The 22,221-nt window shown below is 33.8% G+C and carries 15 protein-coding genes and 1 pseudogene; 3 read left to right on the top strand and 13 right to left on the bottom strand.

Annotated elements, in window-relative coordinates; translation table 11 throughout:
* Nucleotides 1-24: 24 nt before the first annotated feature.
* The gene (locus JC605_RS23665) at nt 25-165 is read right to left on the bottom strand and encodes an Lrp/AsnC ligand binding domain-containing protein (protein ID WP_370569045.1); all 141 of its coding nucleotides are present in this window, start codon (nt 163-165) and stop codon (nt 25-27) included.
* 137 nt (nt 166-302) lie between these two features.
* Here JC605_RS23665 and JC605_RS23880 point away from each other — a divergent pair.
* Nucleotides 303-365: pseudogene (locus tag JC605_RS23880) on the top strand (hypothetical protein); the annotation flags it as partial.
* Between the two features lie 163 nt (nt 366-528).
* On the opposite strand, the gene JC605_RS01820 reads toward JC605_RS23880, so the two are convergent.
* The gene (locus JC605_RS01820; RefSeq protein WP_198854611.1) at nt 529-1,110 is read right to left on the bottom strand and encodes an outer membrane beta-barrel protein; all 582 of its coding nucleotides are present in this window, start codon (nt 1,108-1,110) and stop codon (nt 529-531) included.
* Nucleotides 1,111-1,303: 193 nt separating this feature from the next.
* Nucleotides 1,304-1,885 (bottom strand): outer membrane beta-barrel protein, encoded by a 582-nt coding sequence (locus JC605_RS01825; protein WP_198854612.1) that lies wholly within the window; start codon nt 1,883-1,885, stop codon nt 1,304-1,306.
* A gap of 148 nt (nt 1,886-2,033) precedes the next feature.
* On the opposite strand from JC605_RS01825, the gene gldA reads away from it, so the two are divergent.
* Together gldA and JC605_RS01835 are read left to right on the top strand one after the other, a co-directional pair.
* Nucleotides 2,034-2,930 carry a gliding motility-associated ABC transporter ATP-binding subunit GldA gene (gene gldA / locus JC605_RS01830; RefSeq protein ID WP_198854613.1) on the top strand — a complete coding sequence of 299 codons (897 nt, stop codon included), beginning with the start codon at nt 2,034-2,036 and terminating at the stop codon, nt 2,928-2,930.
* Between the two features lie 395 nt (nt 2,931-3,325).
* Nucleotides 3,326-5,446 (top strand): TonB-dependent receptor domain-containing protein, encoded by a 2,121-nt coding sequence (locus tag JC605_RS01835; protein ID WP_198854614.1) that lies wholly within the window; start codon nt 3,326-3,328, stop codon nt 5,444-5,446.
* A 394-nt stretch (nt 5,447-5,840) separates the two neighbouring features.
* Here JC605_RS01835 and JC605_RS01840 read toward each other — a convergent pair whose 3' ends face one another.
* From JC605_RS01840 to JC605_RS01885, 10 genes are all read right to left on the bottom strand, one after another.
* Nucleotides 5,841-7,004 (bottom strand): PepSY domain-containing protein, encoded by a 1,164-nt coding sequence (locus JC605_RS01840; protein ID WP_198854615.1) that lies wholly within the window; start codon nt 7,002-7,004, stop codon nt 5,841-5,843.
* 97 nt (nt 7,005-7,101) lie between these two features.
* Nucleotides 7,102-8,352 carry a DUF4374 domain-containing protein gene (locus JC605_RS01845; RefSeq protein ID WP_198854616.1) on the bottom strand — a complete coding sequence of 417 codons (1,251 nt, stop codon included), beginning with the start codon at nt 8,350-8,352 and terminating at the stop codon, nt 7,102-7,104.
* Nucleotides 8,353-8,386: 34 nt separating this feature from the next.
* Nucleotides 8,387-10,729, bottom strand: coding sequence for a TonB-dependent receptor (locus JC605_RS01850; protein ID WP_233074010.1), 2,343 nt, complete (start codon nt 10,727-10,729; stop codon nt 8,387-8,389).
* A 291-nt stretch (nt 10,730-11,020) separates the two neighbouring features.
* Nucleotides 11,021-12,427: a pyridoxal-dependent decarboxylase gene (locus tag JC605_RS01855; RefSeq protein WP_198854617.1), complete on the bottom strand. Its 1,407-nt coding sequence runs from the start codon at nt 12,425-12,427 to the stop codon at nt 11,021-11,023.
* A gap of 73 nt (nt 12,428-12,500) precedes the next feature.
* Nucleotides 12,501-15,518, bottom strand: coding sequence for a T9SS type B sorting domain-containing protein (locus JC605_RS01860; protein ID WP_198854618.1), 3,018 nt, complete (start codon nt 15,516-15,518; stop codon nt 12,501-12,503).
* 177 nt (nt 15,519-15,695) lie between these two features.
* Nucleotides 15,696-16,922, bottom strand: a complete 1,227-nt coding sequence (locus JC605_RS01865) for a dicarboxylate/amino acid:cation symporter (RefSeq protein ID WP_198854619.1) — start codon at nt 16,920-16,922, stop codon at nt 15,696-15,698.
* Nucleotides 16,923-16,998: 76 nt separating this feature from the next.
* On the bottom strand, nt 16,999-17,652 hold the full coding sequence (locus JC605_RS01870) for a class I SAM-dependent methyltransferase (protein ID WP_198854620.1): 654 nt from the start codon (nt 17,650-17,652) through the stop codon (nt 16,999-17,001).
* A 137-nt stretch (nt 17,653-17,789) separates the two neighbouring features.
* Entirely contained in the window at nt 17,790-18,746 is a 957-nt protein-coding gene (metF, locus tag JC605_RS01875) for a methylenetetrahydrofolate reductase [NAD(P)H] (protein ID WP_198854621.1), read from the bottom strand.
* Nucleotides 18,747-18,824: 78 nt separating this feature from the next.
* Nucleotides 18,825-21,500: a methionine synthase gene (gene metH / locus JC605_RS01880; RefSeq protein WP_198854622.1), complete on the bottom strand. Its 2,676-nt coding sequence runs from the start codon at nt 21,498-21,500 to the stop codon at nt 18,825-18,827.
* Between the two features lie 315 nt (nt 21,501-21,815).
* The gene (locus JC605_RS01885) at nt 21,816-21,968 is read right to left on the bottom strand and encodes a hypothetical protein (RefSeq protein WP_198854623.1); all 153 of its coding nucleotides are present in this window, start codon (nt 21,966-21,968) and stop codon (nt 21,816-21,818) included.
* Nucleotides 21,969-22,221: the final 253 nt, after the last annotated feature.

Below are 22,221 nucleotides of genomic sequence, written 5' to 3' on the forward strand. Positions count from 1 at the left end.
TTTATTTTAGGATTTTCTTCTGCTTTAAAACTCTAAAGGTGCACTATGTTTGATTTCTCCCAATACAAAAATACTATTCGTATTTGCGATGTTTTCTATAGTAGACAAATTATTCATTACAAAATCCTGATAACTAGCCATATCTTGCACCAAAATCTTAAGCATAAAATCATAATTGCCAGCAATTATTGTAGTATTCTATAATTTATGGAAGCGCAACAATATCTTTTACAAAATTGCTCCCGACATTTTTGGCATGTTCTTTTAAATGAACATTGCAAAAAACAGTCATTACGCATTTCAAAGTTGTCGATTTAGAAAAAGCAGGAATTAAAATTATTCAGATTGATGAGCCCGCAATTCGCTAAGGTCTTCCGTTAAGACCCAAGAAAGATGCCGACAGGATTTTCTGTTGCTTTTGTAGCAAAACACTAAAAAAACAATGCATTACAAACTTTGAGATATTACTAATCATAAAAAAAGCACCCCAAATTGGAGTGCTTTCTAAAATTGAATATAAACTTAAGACTAGAAATTTTTAGAAATTCCGATGTTAACCGTTTTTCCAAAATTGAATGAAAAACTATTGTATTTCGTATCATCGTTATCATAGCTTAATGTTTGATATTCTATACCGCCAATACTAAAATTTAAACCGAAGCCTTTTTTCATATTAATAAAAAGAGATGGAGCTAAATTGGTATAGAAACCATCGGCTTTACTATCCGACATAAGCACATTGTTTTGATAATTCTTGTTTGTTCTATTTTGAAAACCGGCTCCTAAATCGGCAAAAACAGAAAAAGTTTCATTTAGCGGAACTGTATAACGAACAAACGCCCCTACTCTTAAATTCTTATACTTCGATTCTGTATCCAAAGCAGTACTTTTTGAAGTTGCTAAAGCAAATTCAGCCCCAACCGTCCAATTTTCGTGAAATTGATACCCCACTTTTGGAGAAAAAGTAAACGAATTTGATTTTCTCTCATCGGTTTGCTGATCAATATTTTCTGAAGTATAACCAACGTTTCCTCCTACTAATACTGTTCCTTTTTGTGCATTTGCATAGCTAACCATAGCCAATGCAAGAATAAGTAGCATTTTTTTCATATGTTATATTTATTAAGATTTCACATACAACAAACAATTAAAATACCAATATACAATCGTAGTTATTTTCTTAACTATTACTTAAAAATAACTCGCCTTAATCAGCTTAAAAATTAAAATAAGAATAAGAAATGGTTATAAAAAAAGCGCTCCAAATGGAGCGCTTTCTGAAATTGAATGTATAAACTTAAGATTAGAAGTTTTTAGAGATTCCGATATTGAATGTTTTACCGAAATTAAAGTAGAAATTGCTATAATCTTCTCCATTATCATCAAAACTTAATGTTTCGTATCCTAAACCACCAATACTGAAGTTAAGACCAAAACCTTTTTTCATGTTGATGAAAAGTGCTGGAGTTACATCTACATAAGCACCATCTCCTTTATATCTTACATAGTTATTTGCATTCGTGTAGATTTTGTTTTTTTCAGTTTGGAAACCAACTCCCATATCTGCAAAAACAGAAAAAGTTTGGCTTAATGATTTTGTATAACGTACAAAACCACCTGTTCTAAATTTGTTGTCTTTACGTTTTACATCTGTATTATCGATATCAGATGTGCTTAGAGAGAATTCTCCTCCAACTGTCCAGTTTTCGTGAAATTGGTAACCTACTTTAGGAGAAAAAGTAAATGTACTTGCTTTATCATCTCTAAATCTGAATTCTGATTTTTCAGAAGTGTATCCGATGTTACCACCTACTAAGATTGTTCCTTTTTGTGCGTTTGCAAAACTGCAGATAGCTAAAGCAGCCATCACTAACATTTTTTTCATGATTTGGGTTTATTTTAATTTTAGCATTCCTTTAACAACAACAGTGCCGTGAATTGCTGACTTTATGTTTTTTTTAAGAACTACTTTAAAAGGCAAAATGTAGCAATCGAAATTATTTCTCGTTACTTTTGTAGCAAATAAAAAGTCAATGTCGATAGAAGTAAACAACATATCAAAAAGTTACGGAACACAAAAAGCATTAAACTCGATTTCATTTTCGATTGAGAAAGGAGAAATTGTTGGATTTTTAGGTCCAAATGGAGCTGGAAAATCTACTTTAATGAAAATTTTGACCACATATTTATTGGCAGATGAAGGCTCAGCCCTTGTAAACAGTCACGATGTCATGACGGAAGCCAAAGCTGTTCAACGTTCAATTGGGTATTTGCCAGAACACAATCCGTTATATTTGGATTTGTATGTTCGTGAGTATTTGGCATTTAACGCCGATGTTTATAACGTGCCAAAAACAAGAATTGAAGAGGTAATTCAACTGACAGGACTGACACCAGAAAGTCATAAAAAGATTGGACAACTTTCTAAAGGATACCGCCAGCGCGTTGGATTAGCAAATGCTTTGCTTCATGATCCAGAAGTTTTAATTTTGGACGAGCCAACTACCGGACTGGATCCTAACCAGTTAATGGAGATTCGTAATGTAATTAAAAATGCAGGAAAAAATAAAACTGTTTTTTTATCAACACACATCATGCAAGAAGTCGAAGCAATTTGTGATCGTGTTATAATTATTGACAAAGGACAGATCGTTGCAGACAATAAATTAGACCATTTGGTTACAACAGACAAAGAGCAAATTATTGAAGTTGAGTTTGATTACAAAGTTGAAGAACAACTTTTGGCTAAACTCGAAAATATCGCTTCGTACATAAATACACATGACATGACATGGGAACTAACTTTTGTTACAGATAAAGATATGCGACCAGCTATTTTTGACTTTGCTAACGAAAATGGTTTAAAAACTTTACAATTGAATCAGAAAAATAAAAATCTAGAAGCTGTTTTTAGAGAAATTACCAAATAAGTTATTACTGACTTCCCAACTATCGGGACAACTTTAAGTTAAAAAAGGGGTTTGTTTTTAAATAAAACAGACTCCTTTTTTATTTTATTTCTTCTTCTTTTTTCTGCAAATCAGTAAAATAAGGGTTTTTCTAAAAAAATAATTACTATTTTTATTTAGACTTGTTATAAATAGTATTATATTTGGCAAATCAAATTTTAAATGCCACGGTATGTTACGTATCCTCCTTATCCTTAAAAAACTTATTTCTGTTGTTCCTAACCAAGTAATAAATCTTCGAAAAAAGTTTTCAGACAAATTAGAACAAATTGTATTGCGATAAATTCTGATTTTAAAAATTACAAAGATTATTATGTTCTAAATCTCGGTTTAGAATAAGGCCAAATTCAAACAACATGAAAAAAATTATAACCTCTCTTATGCTTGCTTTTTCGGTATATGATGGATATTCTCAAACAGAAAAAGAAACTGATAGTATTGTTGAAACAACTATAAATGCTTTAGATGAAATTGTGATTAGTAAAAAGAAAGTACTTTACACTCAAAAATCAGATCGTCTTGTTTTTAATGTAGAAAACAGCATCGTGTCTGAAGGCGGAACTGCTCTTGACGTTTTGTCGCGTGCGCCAGGCGTTGTGGTTTCGCAAGATGGCGATTTGTCTATTCGCGGACAACAAGGTGTTGCTGTAATGATAAACGGTAAATTAACACAGCTTTCGCAGAAAGAATTAGCTAATTATTTAAAAGCTACAACTTCATCCAATATCAAACAAATTGAAGTAATTACAAACCCTTCTTCTAAATATGATGCGGCTGGAAAAGCGGGTATTATCAATATCATTCTTAAAAAGCCAAACGCTTCGGGTTTAAAAGGAACTGCTTTTGCGAGTTACGGAAGAGGGCGAAAAAACAGAACTAATTCTGGTTTCAATTTAAATTACAATAAAGATAAATGGGGCGTTTTCGGAAATTACAGTTATACTTTCCGTGGCGAAGAAGAGCATAAGACATTCAATCAGACTCAATATACAAGTCTTACACATCAAGAAATTGCTTCTACAAATCACCAGACTTCTATTACAGATGAGCCTTTGACTTCTAATAATTTTAAAATTGGAACGCAATACGAGGTTTCGCCCAAAACCAATTTAGAGCTTTATGTAGACGCTAAAATTGGACGCTATCAAAATATGGCAGACGGAACAAATAAGGTCTTTAATACTACAAATCAGCTCATTTTTGATGCCTTGACTTATAATGACAGTAAAGAAAAATGGTTTGATTATACGTATGCTTTTTCTGGTACGCATAAATTTAATGACGAAGGAAAAAATATGATTTTTGATTTTGAATACGAAACTTCAAAGTTTAGATCTAATCAGTTCCAGAGTGCCGATAATACTGCAAACGCTACTGTTGTAAACGATCGTCGCGGTTATATTCCTTCTCAATTAAGAGTTTTTACAGGAAAAGTCGATTTTGTAAATCCGTTCAAGGAAAAACAATCTATTGAGTGGGGTTTTAAAGCCAGCATTAAAAACAATGATAATCCATCGGTTTATGAATATTATGAAAACAACCAATGGCTTATCGATTTTAATTCGACCAATCATTTTGAATATAACGAACAGATTTATGCTGCTTATGCAAATTACAAATATCAGTTAGAAAAATTAAACATTCAGGCTGGTTTAAGAAGCGAATACACGGCAATCAATATCGATCAGAAAACTCTAAATGAAGAGCATAAAGATGATTATTTGAAATGGTTTCCGAGTCTTTCCTTAAAATATGAATTTACAAGCAATCATTCTGCACATGCATCTTACAGTAAAAGAATCAATAGACCAAGCCAGTTTGATTTGAATCCGTTTCGTTTTTACGATGATTCATTCAATTATTCGCAAGGAAATCCAAACTTGATTCCAGAGATTACACATGCTATGGAAATTGGCTACGCTTGGAAAAGCAATTTTATGGCTTCTCTTTATTTTAATAGCACTAAAGATGTTTTTACAGAAGTGTACAATTATAATCCTGACACCAATACAACGATTACAACTCAAATAAATGTTGACAAATCATACAATTACGGAGTTAATATTACCAATACGGCTGAGTTAAACAAATGGTGGTCTGTAAACACTTTATTTAATGTTTTTGAGAACAAATTTATGGGAGAGATTTTAAACAGTAATACTATTGATCCTATAATGACAGTAAATCTGAGTATTCAAAATTCTTTTACTATAACCGAAACCTTGAAAGCAGAAGGAAATGCACAATATCAATCAAAATCTAATCTTGGAATTTACCAAAGAGATGGTTTCTTTGATTTTAGCATCGGAATATCTAAACAAGTTTTAGCCAAAAAAGGAAGCATCAAACTCAATTTTACTGATGTTTTCAATACTAATAATTTCTACATTAAATCGGCAGTTGCGCAAACTACTATTGATAAAAAATATGATTTAGATAATCGTATTGCGACAATTGCATTTACATACCGTATATAAAATTCGTTCTTTAAATACCTTGTTTTTTGTTTTTTTTTGTGTTAGTTAAGAGCCTGTTCCTTCAAACAGGCTCTTCTACATTTAATAATGTGCTTAGTTTTATTGTTGCAACCTTAGCAATAGTAAACAGATGAAACAATTCACTAATTTTTCTAATTATAGAAACTTCTGAAATTATTCGCTCTTTAAATTTTACCGATACAAGCTGTCATTTAACTATTAAAGCGCAATTAAATTCAGAATCATTTACATTCTAAAATCCTTAAAATTAAATCTTTTGCTTTTTAAAGATATAAACACACTTTCGTAAAAATCTTTCGATTAAGAGCATAAAAAAAGTCCTTTTAAAGCTTATTTCACTTCAAAAAGACTCTTCAAAAAACAATTGTAACGGCTAGCTTTTCTTTGTTTTCTTCTTTCTTCCCCACCAAATATAAAAACCGGTAATAGGTAAACTCGCGCAGATTAAACTTGCTGTAAAATAGAGAATTTTGGTTGTTATTCCGCCAATTGCGCCAACATGAAGGCTATAATTTGAACGACTCATCCAATCGTGGAATTTCTCATCTCCTATATATTTTTTAGAATTTGGAAGCAATTCTAGTGTTTTCTGATCAAAATATAAATCTCTCCAATTCCCGTTGTGCATATCGGTACATGCGTAAAAATTATCTTTCGGTTCATCTGGAAAATGAATAATTACGGCCTCATGATTCTGCTTCGCAATTTCTTTACGAACTCGATTAAAAATAATATCCGCAGAAGTCAGCATATCATACTTAGGTTTTAAAAGTGTATCCGATTTTATTTCAGCAACAACTTCTTTCTTTTCTTTTTCATTGCTAAAACCTCCAGTAATCCAGTAGGTGCTTTCTCTTACCCAATGAAAACTCATGATTAAACCTGTTAACGCAATCAAAAATGCTAAAAGAAGCGAGTAAAACCCTAAAACATTATGCAAATCATAATTAAGCCTTTTAAATTTGGCACTCCATTTAATTTTGAAACTATTATTGATGGTTGTTTTATTCCACTTTTTAGGAAACCATAAAATAATACCGCTTATCAATAAAAAGAAGAAAATTAAAGTTGCCCAAGATGTTACTGCAGTTCCTACTTCTCTACCCAACCAAACATAACGGTGTCCTTCATCAATTTCATGAAAAAAATCTTCATGATCAACCATTCCGGTTATTTTTCCATTATAAGGGTTTACATAAATCAAAGAATCAGATGCAACATCAACTTTTATTGTTTTATCTAAACCGTTATACCATAAGCCGTGAATGTCTTTTCCTGGCAATTCTTTCTTAACAGCAGCATATATTTTAGAAGGAGGCAAAACTCTATCTGCACTTTGAGCTTCAACTTTAAGCCACGGAGAAGTTAGTTCTTTTATTTCATGTTCAAAAACCAAAATGCAGCCTGTAATTCCCATTATAAAAACTACAATTCCAGAAGCAAGTCCGAGCCACAGATGCAGCCAAGCATTGATTTTACTGAATCTTGATTTTCCTTTATTTGGAGGTTTATTTAAACGTTTTTTAAAAATATTCATTGCAATTTAAATTTGAGAAGATTACAAAAAAGTGTAAAAACAAAATGGCCTGAGGATTATGTTAATAATGCCTCAAGCCATTTTTTAATGTATAAAATTAATATGTAAGTTTACCAATTGTAGGCAAATAAAGGCCTTCTTTGATAAGAGCTCCAGCTTTTGCAACACCAGTCGCGATATCGATTTGATAAACACGTGCTTCGTCTCCTGTAACAAAACTTTTGTATGCTTTTCCGTTATCTACAAGCAAACTTCCTAACCCAAAAAACTCATCTCCACCATGATCAGGCAAGCCTGTTACAGCAAGAATAGTTTTATTTGATAAATCTAAAATAGCCGACTTGAAAATTGTTTTTGTATTTAAGAAACTGTAAACTGCATTAACAGCATCTACATCATTAGGAATATAAGAAATGAAAACTTTTTCTCCGCCTAATGGATAAGCTGCAAGAACTTTTCCTTTTAATGTACTTTCTTCTAAATTGAAGAAATAACCTGGATCAAACTTTGCATCTCCTTTTTTGATGCGTAAAATTCCTGAAGCAGCAGTTGTAACAGGATATCCTCCTGCACGTGCATTAGATGAAAATGTATAAACATCTCCAGATTCTGTCTGAACAATTCCGGTATTTGTATAATACATTCCAATTGCAGTTGTTCTAGTATCTTTTATTGTTGTAACATATTCTAAAGAAGGATATTTGTAAATTCTAACAGTCGCATCAGATGATAATACTTTATTTGTTCCGTCTGTTACATCTTTAGTGTAAACAGGAACAAAAAGTTTATCTCCTGATACAGCAACTCCAGTTGGCCAGTATAAAACTTTTTTGTTAGCTGGGTCTACAGCAAAATCATTAAACTTACGTCCTTCTATAGAAACAGTTGCAGGATTGTAAATCATAAGTTCGTAATCTGATGAACTTCCGTCCCAAGTTGCACCAATATTGACTAGTTTTTTGTCATCTGTATAACCAACAGCATAAGACGATTCAAAAGCTAGTTTTCCTGCTTGTATAAGTTTTCCACTGCTGTTAAGTTTAAAAGAAGCAGCTCCTTCATCATCAGTACTTAAAGCAAAAAATGTATTTTCGATAGGAAAACAAGATCCGTTTTGTTCAATTCCAACTCCTTTAGCACTGATTTCGCCAGTCATTAACTGATCTATAGAATTAAAATCAAGAATATACTGTGTATAATCGTCAAGCCAATAAGAGGCAACATATTTAGTACCATTTACCGTTGGTTCGGTTGGTTCGGTCGAATCATTATTATCACTACTACATGAAAAAATAGAAAGTGACAGACAAGCCAATGCAAAGCATTTTGCAAATTTGTTTACAAACATGATTAAAAGTATTAAGGGTTATTATTATTTTAAATTATTGAAGAAAGTATCTAAACTTAACTGAGAAGGAACGTCCTGGCTTTTGAACTTTAAAATAGTCGTACACCTTTACATCAGTAATGTTTCGGCACTCAAAAGCCAGATTATATGTTCCGTTTAAGAAAGAATATGCAACCATTGCATTTTGAGTAAATTGTTCTGGAATTGCCTTTTTAGTTTCTAGACTTCCTAAAACTGGCCAAGTCAGATAAAAATCGTCTATATAATTTGCACTTGCGTTTAGAGAAAGTCGATCTCCTTTATATTTGACATTTTTAAAATTGAAAGTCAGATCGGCATTTCCAAAAAAGATTGGAACGTTTGGCAATTGTGCGTCATATAGCGCATCTGGAATTGCTGTTCCAGATTTAAATTTATTTTTGTTAAGACTTTTTTGATAAGTACCATTTACTTCGAAAGTAAGCAGATCTTTATATCCATATCTAAAAACTCCGTCGATACCCGTTATTTGTACATTTTGAAGATTTTCATAAACGGTTTTATCTCCGTCTTGTTTCTCTCTGATAAAATCTTTTGCTTGTCTGTATATCAAACTTGTTTCGGCACTAAAATGATTTTTGGTTTGTTGAGTAAGAAATGCCAATCCAAAATTTGCATTATCACTACTTTCCGGTTTCAAGCCAATATTACTGTTGATTGTTAATCCGTCACCTAGCATTTCTGTCGCTGATGGCAAGCGATAAGCATGTTCAAATGATCCTTTTATTTGAAATTTATCCGACAAATGATAAGCAGAAGTAGCTCCATAGCCATAATTATTTGACGATGCAGATTGGCTAATCGAATTGGTAACCATTTTGGTTGACAGATCGTACATCTTACCAAAAGCAGAAATTGCAAGTCGGTTATCCAGACCACTAAAATTGTATCCAAAACCTAAAATGCCTTTATCGATAGTAGGTTCACCAAGATCGACAACTTTTTGAAACTCTTCAGTTGCCTTTCTTTTATATGCTAGATAAGTATAATTTAAAGCAACGGAATGTTGGTTATTTAACTGATATTTCAAATTGGATGTGAATTGCGCATTTGCCTCATCGTATACATAAATTGTTTTGTTGCCCAATTCTCCTTTATCTCCAGCATTGGCAAACTGCCTGTAAACGTAATTTCCAGTCCAATCATAAACTCTCGACGAAGTATCGATAGAGCGGTTGTTTACTAGAGCATATGTAGAATTAATATTCAAAGACAAACCTTTAGTAAAAAGATTGTCTTTTTTATATTTTAAAGATGTGATAAAACTTTGACTGTCTGTAAAAGCTTGTCCAACAACTTTCTGCATGGTTCTTCCCTGTTGAATTTCTTTCTTGTTTCCTGCCATCGCAAAACCAACAAGCAAATAATCTGCAAAATTTCTATTCTTAAATCCTGCTTCAGCCATTACTGTACCCGACTTATATCCATCATGGAAATGCTTATATTTTTGTTCTGGCAAAAATTTAGAAGTATTTTTATCTACCACACTTACATCAACTTTATAATCATTATCAGAGTAATTAGCGAATGCATTAATGTTGGCTATAAAACCATCTCTACCAGAAAATCTCGTATTTACAGCGGCTCTGTGCGTATTAAACGAACCATAACTGTATGAAGCATCGATATAACGGTTTACATTTTTGTTGGTTACAATATTTACAGCTCCTCCCAACGCATCAGCTCCTAATTCTATTGGCACAACTCCTTTGTAAACATCAATTCTTTCTGCCATATTTACTGGAATGTTATTCAATGTAAGTGCAGATCCATAACTGTCCATAGGCACTCCATCCAAGAAAAACTTAACCTGACTTCCTGAAAATCCATTTAGAGAAAAATTAAATGCAGAACCCAATCCTCCATATTCGCGAATACGAACTCCAGTTGTTTTATTCAAAACCTGATTTAAATCTGCAGAGGTATTGTAGGTTTTCTTAAGATCAACTGCGGTAATATTATAAGCCTGTTCCCTAACACGCTGTACTTTAGATTTACCTGTTACAGCTACTTCATTTAAAGCTGCCATATCTTCTTCAATGGTAATATCTTCAAGAGTTTTAGCGCTCTCTTTTACAATTATTGCTATTTCTGTAGCTTTATAACCTGTATATGCAACTACTAATGTATAGTTGCCAGGTGCAAGCGTAAATTTATATTCTCCCTTACTATTAGTTAGTGTAGCATAAGGAGTTCCTTTCAGCGCAACCGAAACTCCTTCCTGCGGTTTCCCAGCATTTAAAATGACCCCGCTTAAACTCGATTTGTTTTTTTGTGAATACCCTTGAAATGAAATTAACAGAATTGTAAGCAAGAGCAATAATCTAGATAGTTGCATTATAATTTTTTGAATTTGAAAATTAAAGTGCTCCAAATTTAAGGCCTTCAGCAGGCTTTTACAATACTATTTTTAATTATTCTAAATAAAAGTATTATTTAACTTTAAAAAATAGAAATCAATAAAAAATATATTCTTTCTTAAGAAATAATTAAGATTAAATTAATATTACATTAAAAAATATAACCTGAAGAGTTAAATATTTCTATCTTTTTTAAATGAAATCCAAAATAAAAGACATAAAAAAGCCCGCTTTAAAATAAGCGGGCTCTTAAAATAGATCTTTAATTATTAGATTTCCATATCTAAAATCGTTTGCTTCATTTCTTCAATCACTAATTTGATATCCTTTTCGGTTGTTCGCCAATTTACAAAAGAGGCTCTAATCCCTTTTTTGTTTTGATAAATTGTTGGTGTCATAAATACTTTTCCAGTATCATTCAACGCAGATAGAAACTGGTTTACTTTGTCTTGATTGTGTTTTCCTTTTAGCGTAAAGCAAACATTATTTAAACGTATTGGCGCTAATAGTTCAAAATCATTTTCGATTAAAGCATTTCCAAAGTGCAAAGCCAATGCTATACTGCCTTCAATAAGATCTTTGAAACCTTCTTTTCCATACGCTTTAAGCGAAAACCAAGCTGGTAATGCACGTAAACGACGCGAATTTTCAGGAAGTACGTTTAGATAATTAAAATTTTCTAACGGATTTCCTAAATATGGTGCATTAGAATTTTGAAATGTTTCAACTTGCAGGTTAATATGATCTTTTTTAATTAAAAAGAAAGCACTCTCATAAGGCACATTCAGCCATTTATGACAATCAATCGTAATACTGTCTGCTCCTTCCCAACCTTTTACCAAATGATTATATTTATCTGAAACCGCTGCAAATCCACCGAAAGCGCCATCAATATGCCACCAGAAATTGTACTTTTCTTTTAATGCAGCAATTGCTTCAAAATCGTCAAAATCGGCAGTATTTACAGTTCCCGCGCTAGAAATCAAGATGAAAGGTTTTCCTTCTAACTTCTTTATATTTTCTTCCAAATCAACAATATCAAGAGCTTCACGATTTCCTTCGATTGTTTTTACAGTTGTATAATTTTGGCTTCCAATTCCTAAAAGCGATAAACATTTTATAGAAGAAGAATGCGGCGTTGCTGTTAGAATGTTGACAGTTTCTGAAATTCCGTCTTTAGCGAAATCTTTCCCGAATTGCTTACCAAACCATTGTCTGGCAACACCAAGAGATGTAAAGTTTGACATGGTAGCGCCTGTCACAAATCCGCCTAAAAATGTGTCCGGAAGATCTAACAGCTGCAGCAATAAATTGATTGTCTCAAACTCTATTAATGCCGAAGCACCACCTTGTGCTTTTACAGCCTGAGTGTTTTGATCGTAAATAGATGCCAACCAGTCGCCCACGATAGATGCTGGAGTTGAACCACCTGTTACAAAGCCCCAATATCTTGGTCCTGGAGAAGAAACCATCAAAGGAGCTAATCTTTCGTTGAATTCTCTTAAAGCTTCAATCGAGCCTAATCCTAATTCGTTTAAAGCTGTTTTGGGATTAATTGTATAAGTGTTTGAAGTTGGAATATTTTCTATGTCATTCAGAAAATCAATCCCTTGTTGTTTTGTTTTTTCTAAGATATTCTCAAAATTGTCGAGATCTTGCTTTAGTATTGAATTCATTTTTCTATTAAACTAATTTTTCATCTAATTTAATGAATAATTGCCCTTAGATTTATAGCGAAATAAACTTTTTTTAGCGTTTTAAAGTGAAGTGTCCCTTATAAATCTTGCCATTTGCTCTTGTCACTACAAACCAATAATCTGTTGCTGGCAAATCTATTCCGTTGAGTTTTCCGTCCCAAGAAGTATAAGCATTCAGTTCTTTTATGAATTTTCCGTATCTATCAAATATTTTAGTATTGATTTCTGGTTCTGTTTCAGAGAACTTTATCCCCCAAGTATCATTGTAACCGTCTTGATTCGGAGTAAAAAACTTTGGATAATTCAATAAAAAGACTTCTTGATTTACAGTTCCACAGCCGTTTTTATCTCGAACATAAACAATGTAATCTCCTGTTGTTAATCCTGAGAAAATGTTGTTGTCTTGATAAGTGTTTCCGTCAATTGAATATTCGTAATTACCAAGACTTGTGTCTGCTAATTCAACTTCAATACTATTGTCAGCATCTGTCCAATCTTTGACAGCAAGATTCTTGATTGTAGCAGTATTCGAGAGTTTTACCTGAAAATCTTTCGTAGATGAGCAAATAACACCACCGTGATTTTGTGTAACCATCACAGAATACGAGCCAGCTTCTGTAATGATTATCGATTCTGTCGTAGCTTTCGTTGACCATAAATAACTATCAAAACCAGAACCTGCATGAACCTCAACCTCTTTATTTTGGCATAACGAAACGACATCAGAAATTGCGATGATAGGCCCATTTACTAATGTTAAATTTAATTCAGCAATTTGATAGCATTTATCATTAGAATCAATTCGAACATAAATTAATGTTGTGCCAGCTGATAAAGTATAACTAGTTTCATCTGTAATTTGATTCGATACTGTTTGATTTTCTGCTCCAGATAAAGTCGTATAGTAGGTAAACGTACATGAACTGCATTCTGCTATCTGATTATTATAACTCTTTAGATTTATAACTTCAGATCCATTATTTAATTCATCGCAAACATTAGCCGAAATATTATTAAATGCTAAAGATGGGGCAACTATAGAAACCGAGACTGTCAGACGGCTTACACTTTCACAGCCATTTATAGTCTGAGAAGCATAATAGGTTGCCCCATTTGTTAAACTTGTTGAAGAAGATAAAACTACTCCGTTTGATATACTATCATACCAAACTATATTGGTTCCTGCAACTGTTAAGTTTGCGATTGTTGGTTTTTGAGTGGTACAAAAATCTTGCTGTAAATCACCTGTTGGAGCTGGAGTATTTTGAATATTGATCGCAATTGGAGTTCTTTCACTTTCGCAAACAGCAATAGTTTGAGAAGCGTAATATGTTTTGTTTTGCAAAATAGTAGTATTGGGCAATAAGTTTCCATTTGTTTGAGCATCATACCATTTGATGTTTTGTCCCGTAACACTAACATCACTCAATGTTACATTTTGCTGTAGGCAGAAAAGTTGCGGACTCACAGCTGTAACAAGCGGCTCTTGATTAATGTAAGTCTTTATTTCAACTTCATTTGGCAACAATGAAATGCAACCTAAATTGTTTTTTATCAAAACCTTATAAATTCCTGGAACTAAATTATTCTTTGAATTTGAAACTCCCCAAGTTAGTCCGTTATCAAAACTATACGCTGAAGCCGAATCAGAAATTGTAATTGTTGCTGTTGCTGAAATACAATCTGGCTGTACAATCGAAACTGCTGGAGTTGGCGGATAACCCGGTGGTACCAAAATAGAAACCAACACTGCTGTAGTTTCGCAATTAGAACTATTTCTAGTTTTAATCTGATAGTCTCCTGCTTCTAAACCTATTTTATAGTTACTCGTTGACCATGTTGTGCCATTGTCAAAACTATACTCATAATCGATGCTTGTAATTGTAATTGATCCTAAAGGATTCGAACAAATTACAGGCTGTGTAACCGAAAATAAAGGAGTCGCATTTGATGAAGCTACAGAATTTATATGTGCCACTACAGGAGTCGAAGCACAGCCTGTATTTAATTTTGTAGTAACCTTATAATCGCCTCCCGACAAACCAGAAAAAATACCCGATGTTTGATAATTCGTCCCATCAATACTATAAGTCGTATTGGCTGTTGTAGCAATAATAATAGTTCCACTGGGTACATCGCATGTTGGTTGCACTGTCGTGAAAGTTGGGGCAATGGAACTTTCATTGATTTTAAAACTAATAGTATTTGACACGACTCTACAAGTAGTCGATGAAATATTACTGCTTTGTGCTACCGCCATGCGATACAAGTAAGTCCCAGCTGTAGAATTGGGAACAAAAGTATAAGTTAGTGCATTTGCGCCCGAAATATCAATCCAAGTTGTTCCGTTATCGCTGCTAACCTGCCACTGGTAAGCTGGATTTGAATATCCTGAAGAAACTGCTCCAGCAAGTGTATAACTTTGTGTATCGCCTTGACAAATTGTTAAATTCGTATTTGTATTGTTTTGTACTGATGAAGTAACTGTCGGACCGCAGGCACGAAAAGTAATATCGTCCAAAGCAATATCATTTCCAGGCGCTGCTCCTGCTTTATTGTTTCGCATTCTAATTACAACTGTAGAAATGCCTGTAGGTGTTGTAAAGTAAAAGCCATACTGTTTCCAGACAGCACTAGAACTTAAACCAATATCTCCAGTATTGTAAGTTCCTAATATAGTTCCAGAAGTTGATTCAATTGTGAAAGTAATATTGGGCGGACTAGTATCATTTGATCGCAATAAATTCATAATCCACGCAGCAAACTCATATGTAGTATCTGGGCAAAGTCCCGTAACGGTATTTTTATAAAAATAATCGGTTGTAGAAAGACTTGCATTAACTACCATCATATATCCTCCACCGGTATGATCTGTTGTAGTCCACCAAGTTCCTGGTGTGTTAGTTGTTTTTTCTATGGTATAAGAACCATCATTGGGAAAATCTGCTGTTGTATAAGTATAACTTGTAATTCCAGTTCCTAAAGCAGTTCCATGTGATGAAGTACCAGTACCGAAATCAATTTTAACAACGGCATCGCCTAAACTTCCTGTGCACAGCTGAGCGTGCACATGGAAGCAGACAATAAATAGAAATACAACAAAAAAAGTTTTACCTTTCAAAATAAATCAATTACTCGGTAAAACTACTGTTTAATAAGTCATTACATTAATGTTTTAGACTAATCAATACAAAATCTCGATGTATATAAAAGTATTATCTACTAATACGTAATTTCTTTATAAAATTTAATCCCATTTCGTTTTTTCAGAGAATCTAGAAACTACCATGGAAGCAATTACATCACCATTTGCATTTAGCAAAGTCGCAATTGGATCAACTAATGTTCCTAAAATCATAGCAACCGGCAAGGCTTGTTCCATTGGAAAACCATAAACGGTAATGGCTAAAACTTCTCCAATATAACCGCCATTTGGAATTCCGCCTTCGACAATCGAAACAATTATAGTGATTCCTAATGCCAAAAGAATAGTTGATGGTTCTGTAAAATCTTTTCCAAACATGGCAAACAAAAAAGTGATTTTTAAGATAGATGACATACTCGACCCATCTTTATGTAAAGGTGCTCCAAGCGGAATTACCAAATTGCGAACATGTGCTGGAATTCCCATTTTTTGTGCAGCATCCAAATTTGCCGGAATTGTTGCAATACTACTGCAAGTTCCTATTGCGGTTAAAGAAGGTGTAATATTATTGCTCCAAAAGACTTTAAAAGCTCTTTTTCCGCCAGCAATAAAAGCGTACAAACTAAAAAATGTAAAAAAGTAAAAGATACAGGCTGCATAATAAACCGCCATAGGTTTTGTGTAAACTCCAAATAACTGAGGTCCGAAAATACCAACTTGATAAGCAAAATAAGCTCCTAATCCTATAGGTGCAAATTTCATAATAATATTCAACAGCTGTTTCATAACTTCATTACCTGAGTCTAGAAAACTCTTGAAAGCATTTCCCTTTTCTCCCGATTGTAAAGTAGCAAAACCAATTAAAAACGAAAATATAATGAGCGCCAGCATACTTTTTCTCGATAATAATTCGAAAAAATCATTTGTAGTAACCAATTTAGCAATCTGATCGCCTACAGAGCCTGACTGTATGTTTTCAAAGGGAACTTTTGCAACAGCAATATCCTGATGAATTGGAAAAAGATAAACAGCAAAAATCATTACAATTGCAGAAATAAGAATCGTTGAAAGAAAAACCAAAACCATTATAAAAAACAGTTTTCCTAACTTTTCTTTTTGTTCCAAATTTGCAATTGAAGAACCGATAGTAAAAAATATTAATGGAATAATTGCTGTAAAAAGCAAATTCAGAAAAATATCTCCAATTGGTTTTATAACCAGAACTTTTTCTCCAAAAACTAACCCAAAAATACTTCCGACGATAATTCCGCCAAGAAGCAAAAGGATACTGCTATAACTTTGTAGAAAATTAATTTTTTTGATTTCCATTATTTGTAAAAGGCATTAGAGACTTGAATTAAAATTAAATAAAAAAAGAGTATTAAAACTAATACTCTTTCTTTTATTATTTTTCTAGAACAATTGTAGTAAAAGCTCTGTCGACCAATTCGCCGGTTTTGCTTTTCACCTTTTCGGTCTGAGTTTCAGTATAAACAATTTGAAAAGCTGTTTTCTCTATTAATTGCTGCGCCTTCTCGGTGCTGTAAAGCTCAAATTCAAATTGAGTAAAAGGAAGCTTTTTCATAAAATCTTCTTCAGCAAAAGTCAGACAGAAATTTCCGTTTGGTTTTAAAACTCTGTAGATTTCCGAAAGCAAATCTTCTGGCTTTTGCCAAAAATAAATGGTGTTTACTGTAAATATTTTATCGAAAGATTCGTCTTCAAACGGAATTCTATTTCCGTCATAAATAGAAAAGAATGCCTGTTTTTGAGAAACGAAATTTCTATTGATCTGGCGCGCTTCCTTAAACATTAATTCAGACATTTCAAGTCCGTAATATTTTAGGTTATCTGCTTGTTCGAAAAGAAATTCAGCATGACCTGCATTTCCATGGCCTAATTCTAGAATTTTATTCTCTTTTGAAATATTTAGATTTTGAATGGAATGTTTGGTCATATTGATGTTCGTTTCGTTCATCATATTTCCCATTTCGATTCCTTTTTCTCCTGATGGATGCTTTAATTGAGAAGCTATGGCTTGTAATTCTTCATTTTTCATAATGCAAAATTTTAAAACTCTAAATTAAACAAAATCCAAATTCGAAGATTATTTTTTTGTCATTCTTAGAAATGATAAACTAGACCTCAACAACTTTGTCAAAGTTTTAAACTTTGACAAAGTTCCTCACAAAGACCTTAAAAAACCTGACTTGCAATCTGGCGGATATTCTCAGATTTACCCATCGAATAATAGTGTAAAAAAGGAACTCCAGCTGCTTTTAATTCTAATGATTGCTGAATCGCCCATTCGACTCCTACTTGTCTAATATCAGCGTTATTTTTGCATTTGTCTACTGCATCGATTAAATCTTCTGGCAAATCGATTCTAAAAATTTGCGGTAAAACCTGTAAATGTCTTTGAACGGCAATTGGTTTAATTCCAGGAATAATCGGAATTGTGATTCCCATTTCTCTTGCTTTTTCTACGAAAGCAAAATATTTCGAATTATCAAAAAACATCTGCGTTACTACATAATCAGCTCCTGCATCAACTTTTTCTTTTAATCTTTTTAAATCTGATTGTAAAGAAGGAGATTCTAAGTGCTTTTCTGGATAACCTGCTACTCCAATACAGAAATCGGCTTTGTTATCAGCATCGATTACTTCGTGCAGATATTGTCCACAATTTAAGTCTTTAATTTGTTTTACTAAATCAATTGCATAATGATTTCCTCCAGCTTTTGGAACGAAAGATTGTTCATCTTTCATAGCGTCACCACGAAGCGCCATTACATTATTAATGCCTAAATAATGACAGTCAACCAGCATATACTCGGTTTCTTCTTTGGTAAATCCACCGCAAAGTAAATGCGGAACCGTATCAACATTGTATTTGTGTTTTATAGAAGCGCAAATTCCAAGCGTTCCCGGGCGCATACGAGTCAATTTTTTATCCAAAAGTCCGTTGCCTTTATCAATGTAAATATACTCCTCACGAGAAGTCGTTACATCAATAAACGGTGGATTAAACTCCATTAATGGATCAATATTATCATATAATTCCTGAATACTTTTCCCCTTTTGAGGCGGAATAATTTCAAATGAGAATAATGTTTTTCCTTTGGCGTTTTCTATATGTTCTGTTACTTTCATTATTAAGTCTTAAAGTTGTAAAGCCTAAAGTCTAAAGTCTTTCCTTTCGGACTTTACGACTTTTGACTTTAGACTAATTTAATCTGCTATATTAGGGTTTAACCATTTCATTGCGTAATCAAGTGGTACATTTCGGCGTTTTGCATAATCTGTAACCTGATCTTCTTTTATTTTTCCGAGTCCGAAATAGCGGCTTTTCGGGTTTCCAAAATAATATCCTGAAACCGATGACGCTGGCCACATTGCCATACTTTCTGTTAGTTTCACTCCAATTTGTTTTTCAACATCTAAAAGCTTCCAGATTGTTGGTTTTTCCAAGTGATCTGGACAAGCCGGATAACCTGGAGCTGGACGAATTCCTTTATAACTTTCTTTGATCAATTCTTCGTTGGTTAAAGATTCTTCGCTGTCATAACCCCAAAAATCTTTACGGACTCTCTCGTGAAGATATTCGGCGAAAGCCTCAGCAAAACGATCGGCAAGTGCTTTAACCATAATCGAATTGTAATCGTCTAGATTCTTTTCATATTCAGCCGCCCATTCGTCAACACCAAAACCTGTCGTTACGCAGAAAGCTCCCATATAATCAGTTACGCCACTATCTTTTGGCAGAATAAAATCGGCTAAAGCGATATTTGGAGCGCCTTTTGTTTTTTGCGATTGCTGACGAAGCGTCAAGAATTTCTCCAAAACTTTTCCGTTTTCATCACGCAATTCGATATCATCGTCATTTACCTGATTCGCAGGGAAAATTCCGTAAATACCTTTTGCTTTTAGTTTTTTCTCAGCTAAAATTACTTTCAACATCGCCTGAGCATCGTTAAAAACAGAAGTCGCTTCTTTACCCACAACCTCATCCACTAGAATCGCAGGATATTTTCCATACAATTCCCAAGTCTGGAAAAATGGTGTCCAGTCAATATAGGGAACCAAAACATCTAGTTCTATTTCAATGGTTTGCGCGCCAATTACTTTTGGTTTTGTTGGCGTGTATTCCGACCAATCCAATGGTAATTTATTTTTGCGGGCATCTTCAATAGTTAAGAAATTTTTATCTCTCGAACGATTTAAGAATGTTTCTCTAAAAGAATCATATTCTGCACGAATATCTGCCGCATATATTTTTCTATTATGATCTAACAGATTTCCTGCAACGGTAACGGCTCTCGAAGCATCGTTTACGTGAATTACAGTTTCTCTGTACTGAGGTGCAATTTTCACGGCAGTATGCGCACGCGAAGTGGTTGCTCCACCAATCATAATCGGGATTTTAATATCTTGTTTGTCTAATTCTTTGGCTAAATATACCATTTCGTCAAGCGAAGGCGTGATCAGTCCGCTTAATCCAATAATATCTACTTCATGTTCAATCGCCGCTGCAATGATTTTTTCCGGAGGCACCATTACACCTAAATCTACAATCTCATAATTGTTACAAGCCAAAACTACCGAAACGATGTTTTTACCAATATCGTGAACGTCACCTTTTACGGTTGCCATCAAGATTTTTCCGTTTCCTTGTTTGTCCCCTGCTTGTTTACTCGCTTCGATAAATGGCAATAAATAAGCCACGGCCTTTTTCATTACACGAGCCGATTTTACTACTTGAGGCAAGAACATTTTTCCACTTCCAAACAAATCTCCAACCACATTCATTCCCGCCATTAAGTTGATCTCAATAACTTCAATTGGTTTCGTTGCAGCCAAACGTGCTTCTTCAACATCTTCTTCAATAAAAGCATCGATTCCTTTTACTAACGAATGTGTAATACGTTCTTGAACCGTTCCAAAACGCCATTCTTGAACCGTTTTTTCATCGCTTTTTGCTTCACCTTTTACGCTGTCTGCAAAATCTAACAATCTTTCGGTTGCGTCGTCACGTCTATCCAGAATTACATCTTCAACGTATTCTAATAAATCTTTCGGAATATCATCGTAAATCGTAAGCATCTCCGGATTAACGATTCCCATCGTCATTCCGTTTTTAATTGCGTGATATAAAAACACCGAGTGCATCGCTTCACGAACCGTATCGTTTCCTCTAAAAGAGAACGAAACGTTACTCACACCACCGCTAATATGAGCGTGCGGAAGATTCTCGCGAACCCATTTCGTTCCTCTAAAGAAATCCAAAGCGTTCAATCTATGCTCTTCCATTCCCGTTGCAACAGGGAAAATATTCAAATCGAAAATAATATCCTGCGGAGGGAATCCTACTTTGTTTACCAAAATATCATAAGAACGCTGACAGATTTCCACTCTACGATCGTAATTATCCGCCTGACCAACTTCATCAAAAGCCATAACAATCGCCGCCGCTCCGTAACGTTTGATTAATTTGGCGTGGTGAATAAAGGCTTCTTCTCCTTCTTTTAACGAAATCGAGTTGACAACGCTTTTACCTTGTACTACTTTTAGACCTGCTTCAATGATTTCCCATTTCGAACTGTCGATCATAATCGGCACTCTCGAAATGTCTGGTTCCGCAGCGATTAAATTCAAAAATTTAGTCATTGCAGTAACTCCGTCAAGCATTCCTTCATCCATATTAATATCGATGATTTGTGCTCCACCTTCTACCTGCTGTCTTGCAATATCAAGCGCCTCGTCATATTTCTCTTCCTTGATTAGTCTTAGGAATTTTCTTGAACCTGTTACATTCGTACGCTCACCAACATTCACGAAAACACTTTCCGGCGTAATAATCAACGGTTCTAATCCTGATAATACAAGGTCTCTTCTTTTTTCTGTCATTTCTTTTTAAAGTTACTAAGGGCCTAAGATTCTAAGGCGCTAAGTTTTTTTATTCTATTTTTTTTCCTGCAAGGTTTCCAAAACCTTGTAGGTATTCACGTTTTCAATTTTAATTTGGGCGTGTTTCGCCGTGGCGAACCGGGCTATCCGTTACAAGTCCTCGCTCTTCCTTCGTCAGGTTGTGGGCTTTTCACTTCTATCCCTCACGCAAACTCGGTTTCATAAGACTTTTATATTTACCGAATTTTTATATTTATTTCTATTTTCAACAGAATAAATTCCATTACTACAAAATCTTTCGTTTCTGTGGAACTTTTACTTCCATCTTGATTTTTCTAAATATTTACCCGTCACACCATTATCATATTCATAATATTTAGTTTTAGTAAAACCCGCCTTAACGAGTGATAAAGAATCAGGTTTCACTTCTTCTTCTAAGAAAATTTCATTCTCTTCAGGTTTATTCAAATCGTATTTTACTTTATAAAACTTATTTATCTCTTTATATAAATTACTATGACGTGATCTATTCCCAATTTTTCCTAAAATTTTTCGATCTGTATAAAAATAAATGCAATTGTTTCACCTTTGAAAGATTTTCTATAATCATCTTGCTGAACATTCTTGTATACTTCATATATTAGTAAGCCAGCTATCATAAATAAAAAAATAGTCTTCCAATTATTCATTTCGCTTTACTATTATTTTTTGCTTTCCAAGA

The organism is Flavobacterium sp. IB48 (assembly GCF_016405855.1).
In the GTDB taxonomy this organism is placed as follows: Bacteria; Bacteroidota; Bacteroidia; order Flavobacteriales; family Flavobacteriaceae; genus Flavobacterium; species Flavobacterium ginsengisoli.

What these genes read in the sequence shown, in the direction of transcription:
- JC605_RS23665 (WP_370569045.1), bottom strand. Translation starts at nt 165, where the DNA reads ATGCTTAAGATTTTGGTGCAAGATATGGCTAGTTATCAGGATTTTGTA.
- JC605_RS01820 (WP_198854611.1), bottom strand. Translation starts at nt 1,110, where the DNA reads ATGAAAAAAATGCTACTTATTCTTGCATTGGCTATGGTTAGCTATGCA.
- JC605_RS01825 (WP_198854612.1), bottom strand. Translation starts at nt 1,885, where the DNA reads ATGAAAAAAATGTTAGTGATGGCTGCTTTAGCTATCTGCAGTTTTGCA.
- gldA (WP_198854613.1), top strand. Translation starts at nt 2,034, where the DNA reads ATGTCGATAGAAGTAAACAACATATCAAAAAGTTACGGAACACAAAAA.
- JC605_RS01835 (WP_198854614.1), top strand. Translation starts at nt 3,326, where the DNA reads ATGAAAAAAATTATAACCTCTCTTATGCTTGCTTTTTCGGTATATGAT.
- JC605_RS01840 (WP_198854615.1), bottom strand. Translation starts at nt 7,004, where the DNA reads ATGAATATTTTTAAAAAACGTTTAAATAAACCTCCAAATAAAGGAAAA.
- JC605_RS01845 (WP_198854616.1), bottom strand. Translation starts at nt 8,352, where the DNA reads ATGTTTGTAAACAAATTTGCAAAATGCTTTGCATTGGCTTGTCTGTCA.
- JC605_RS01850 (WP_233074010.1), bottom strand. Translation starts at nt 10,729, where the DNA reads ATGCAACTATCTAGATTATTGCTCTTGCTTACAATTCTGTTAATTTCA.
- JC605_RS01855 (WP_198854617.1), bottom strand. Translation starts at nt 12,427, where the DNA reads ATGAATTCAATACTAAAGCAAGATCTCGACAATTTTGAGAATATCTTA.
- JC605_RS01865 (WP_198854619.1), bottom strand. Translation starts at nt 16,922, where the DNA reads ATGGAAATCAAAAAAATTAATTTTCTACAAAGTTATAGCAGTATCCTT.
- JC605_RS01870 (WP_198854620.1), bottom strand. Translation starts at nt 17,652, where the DNA reads ATGAAAAATGAAGAATTACAAGCCATAGCTTCTCAATTAAAGCATCCA.
- metF (WP_198854621.1), bottom strand. Translation starts at nt 18,746, where the DNA reads ATGAAAGTAACAGAACATATAGAAAACGCCAAAGGAAAAACATTATTC.
- metH (WP_198854622.1), bottom strand. Translation starts at nt 21,500, where the DNA reads ATGACAGAAAAAAGAAGAGACCTTGTATTATCAGGATTAGAACCGTTG.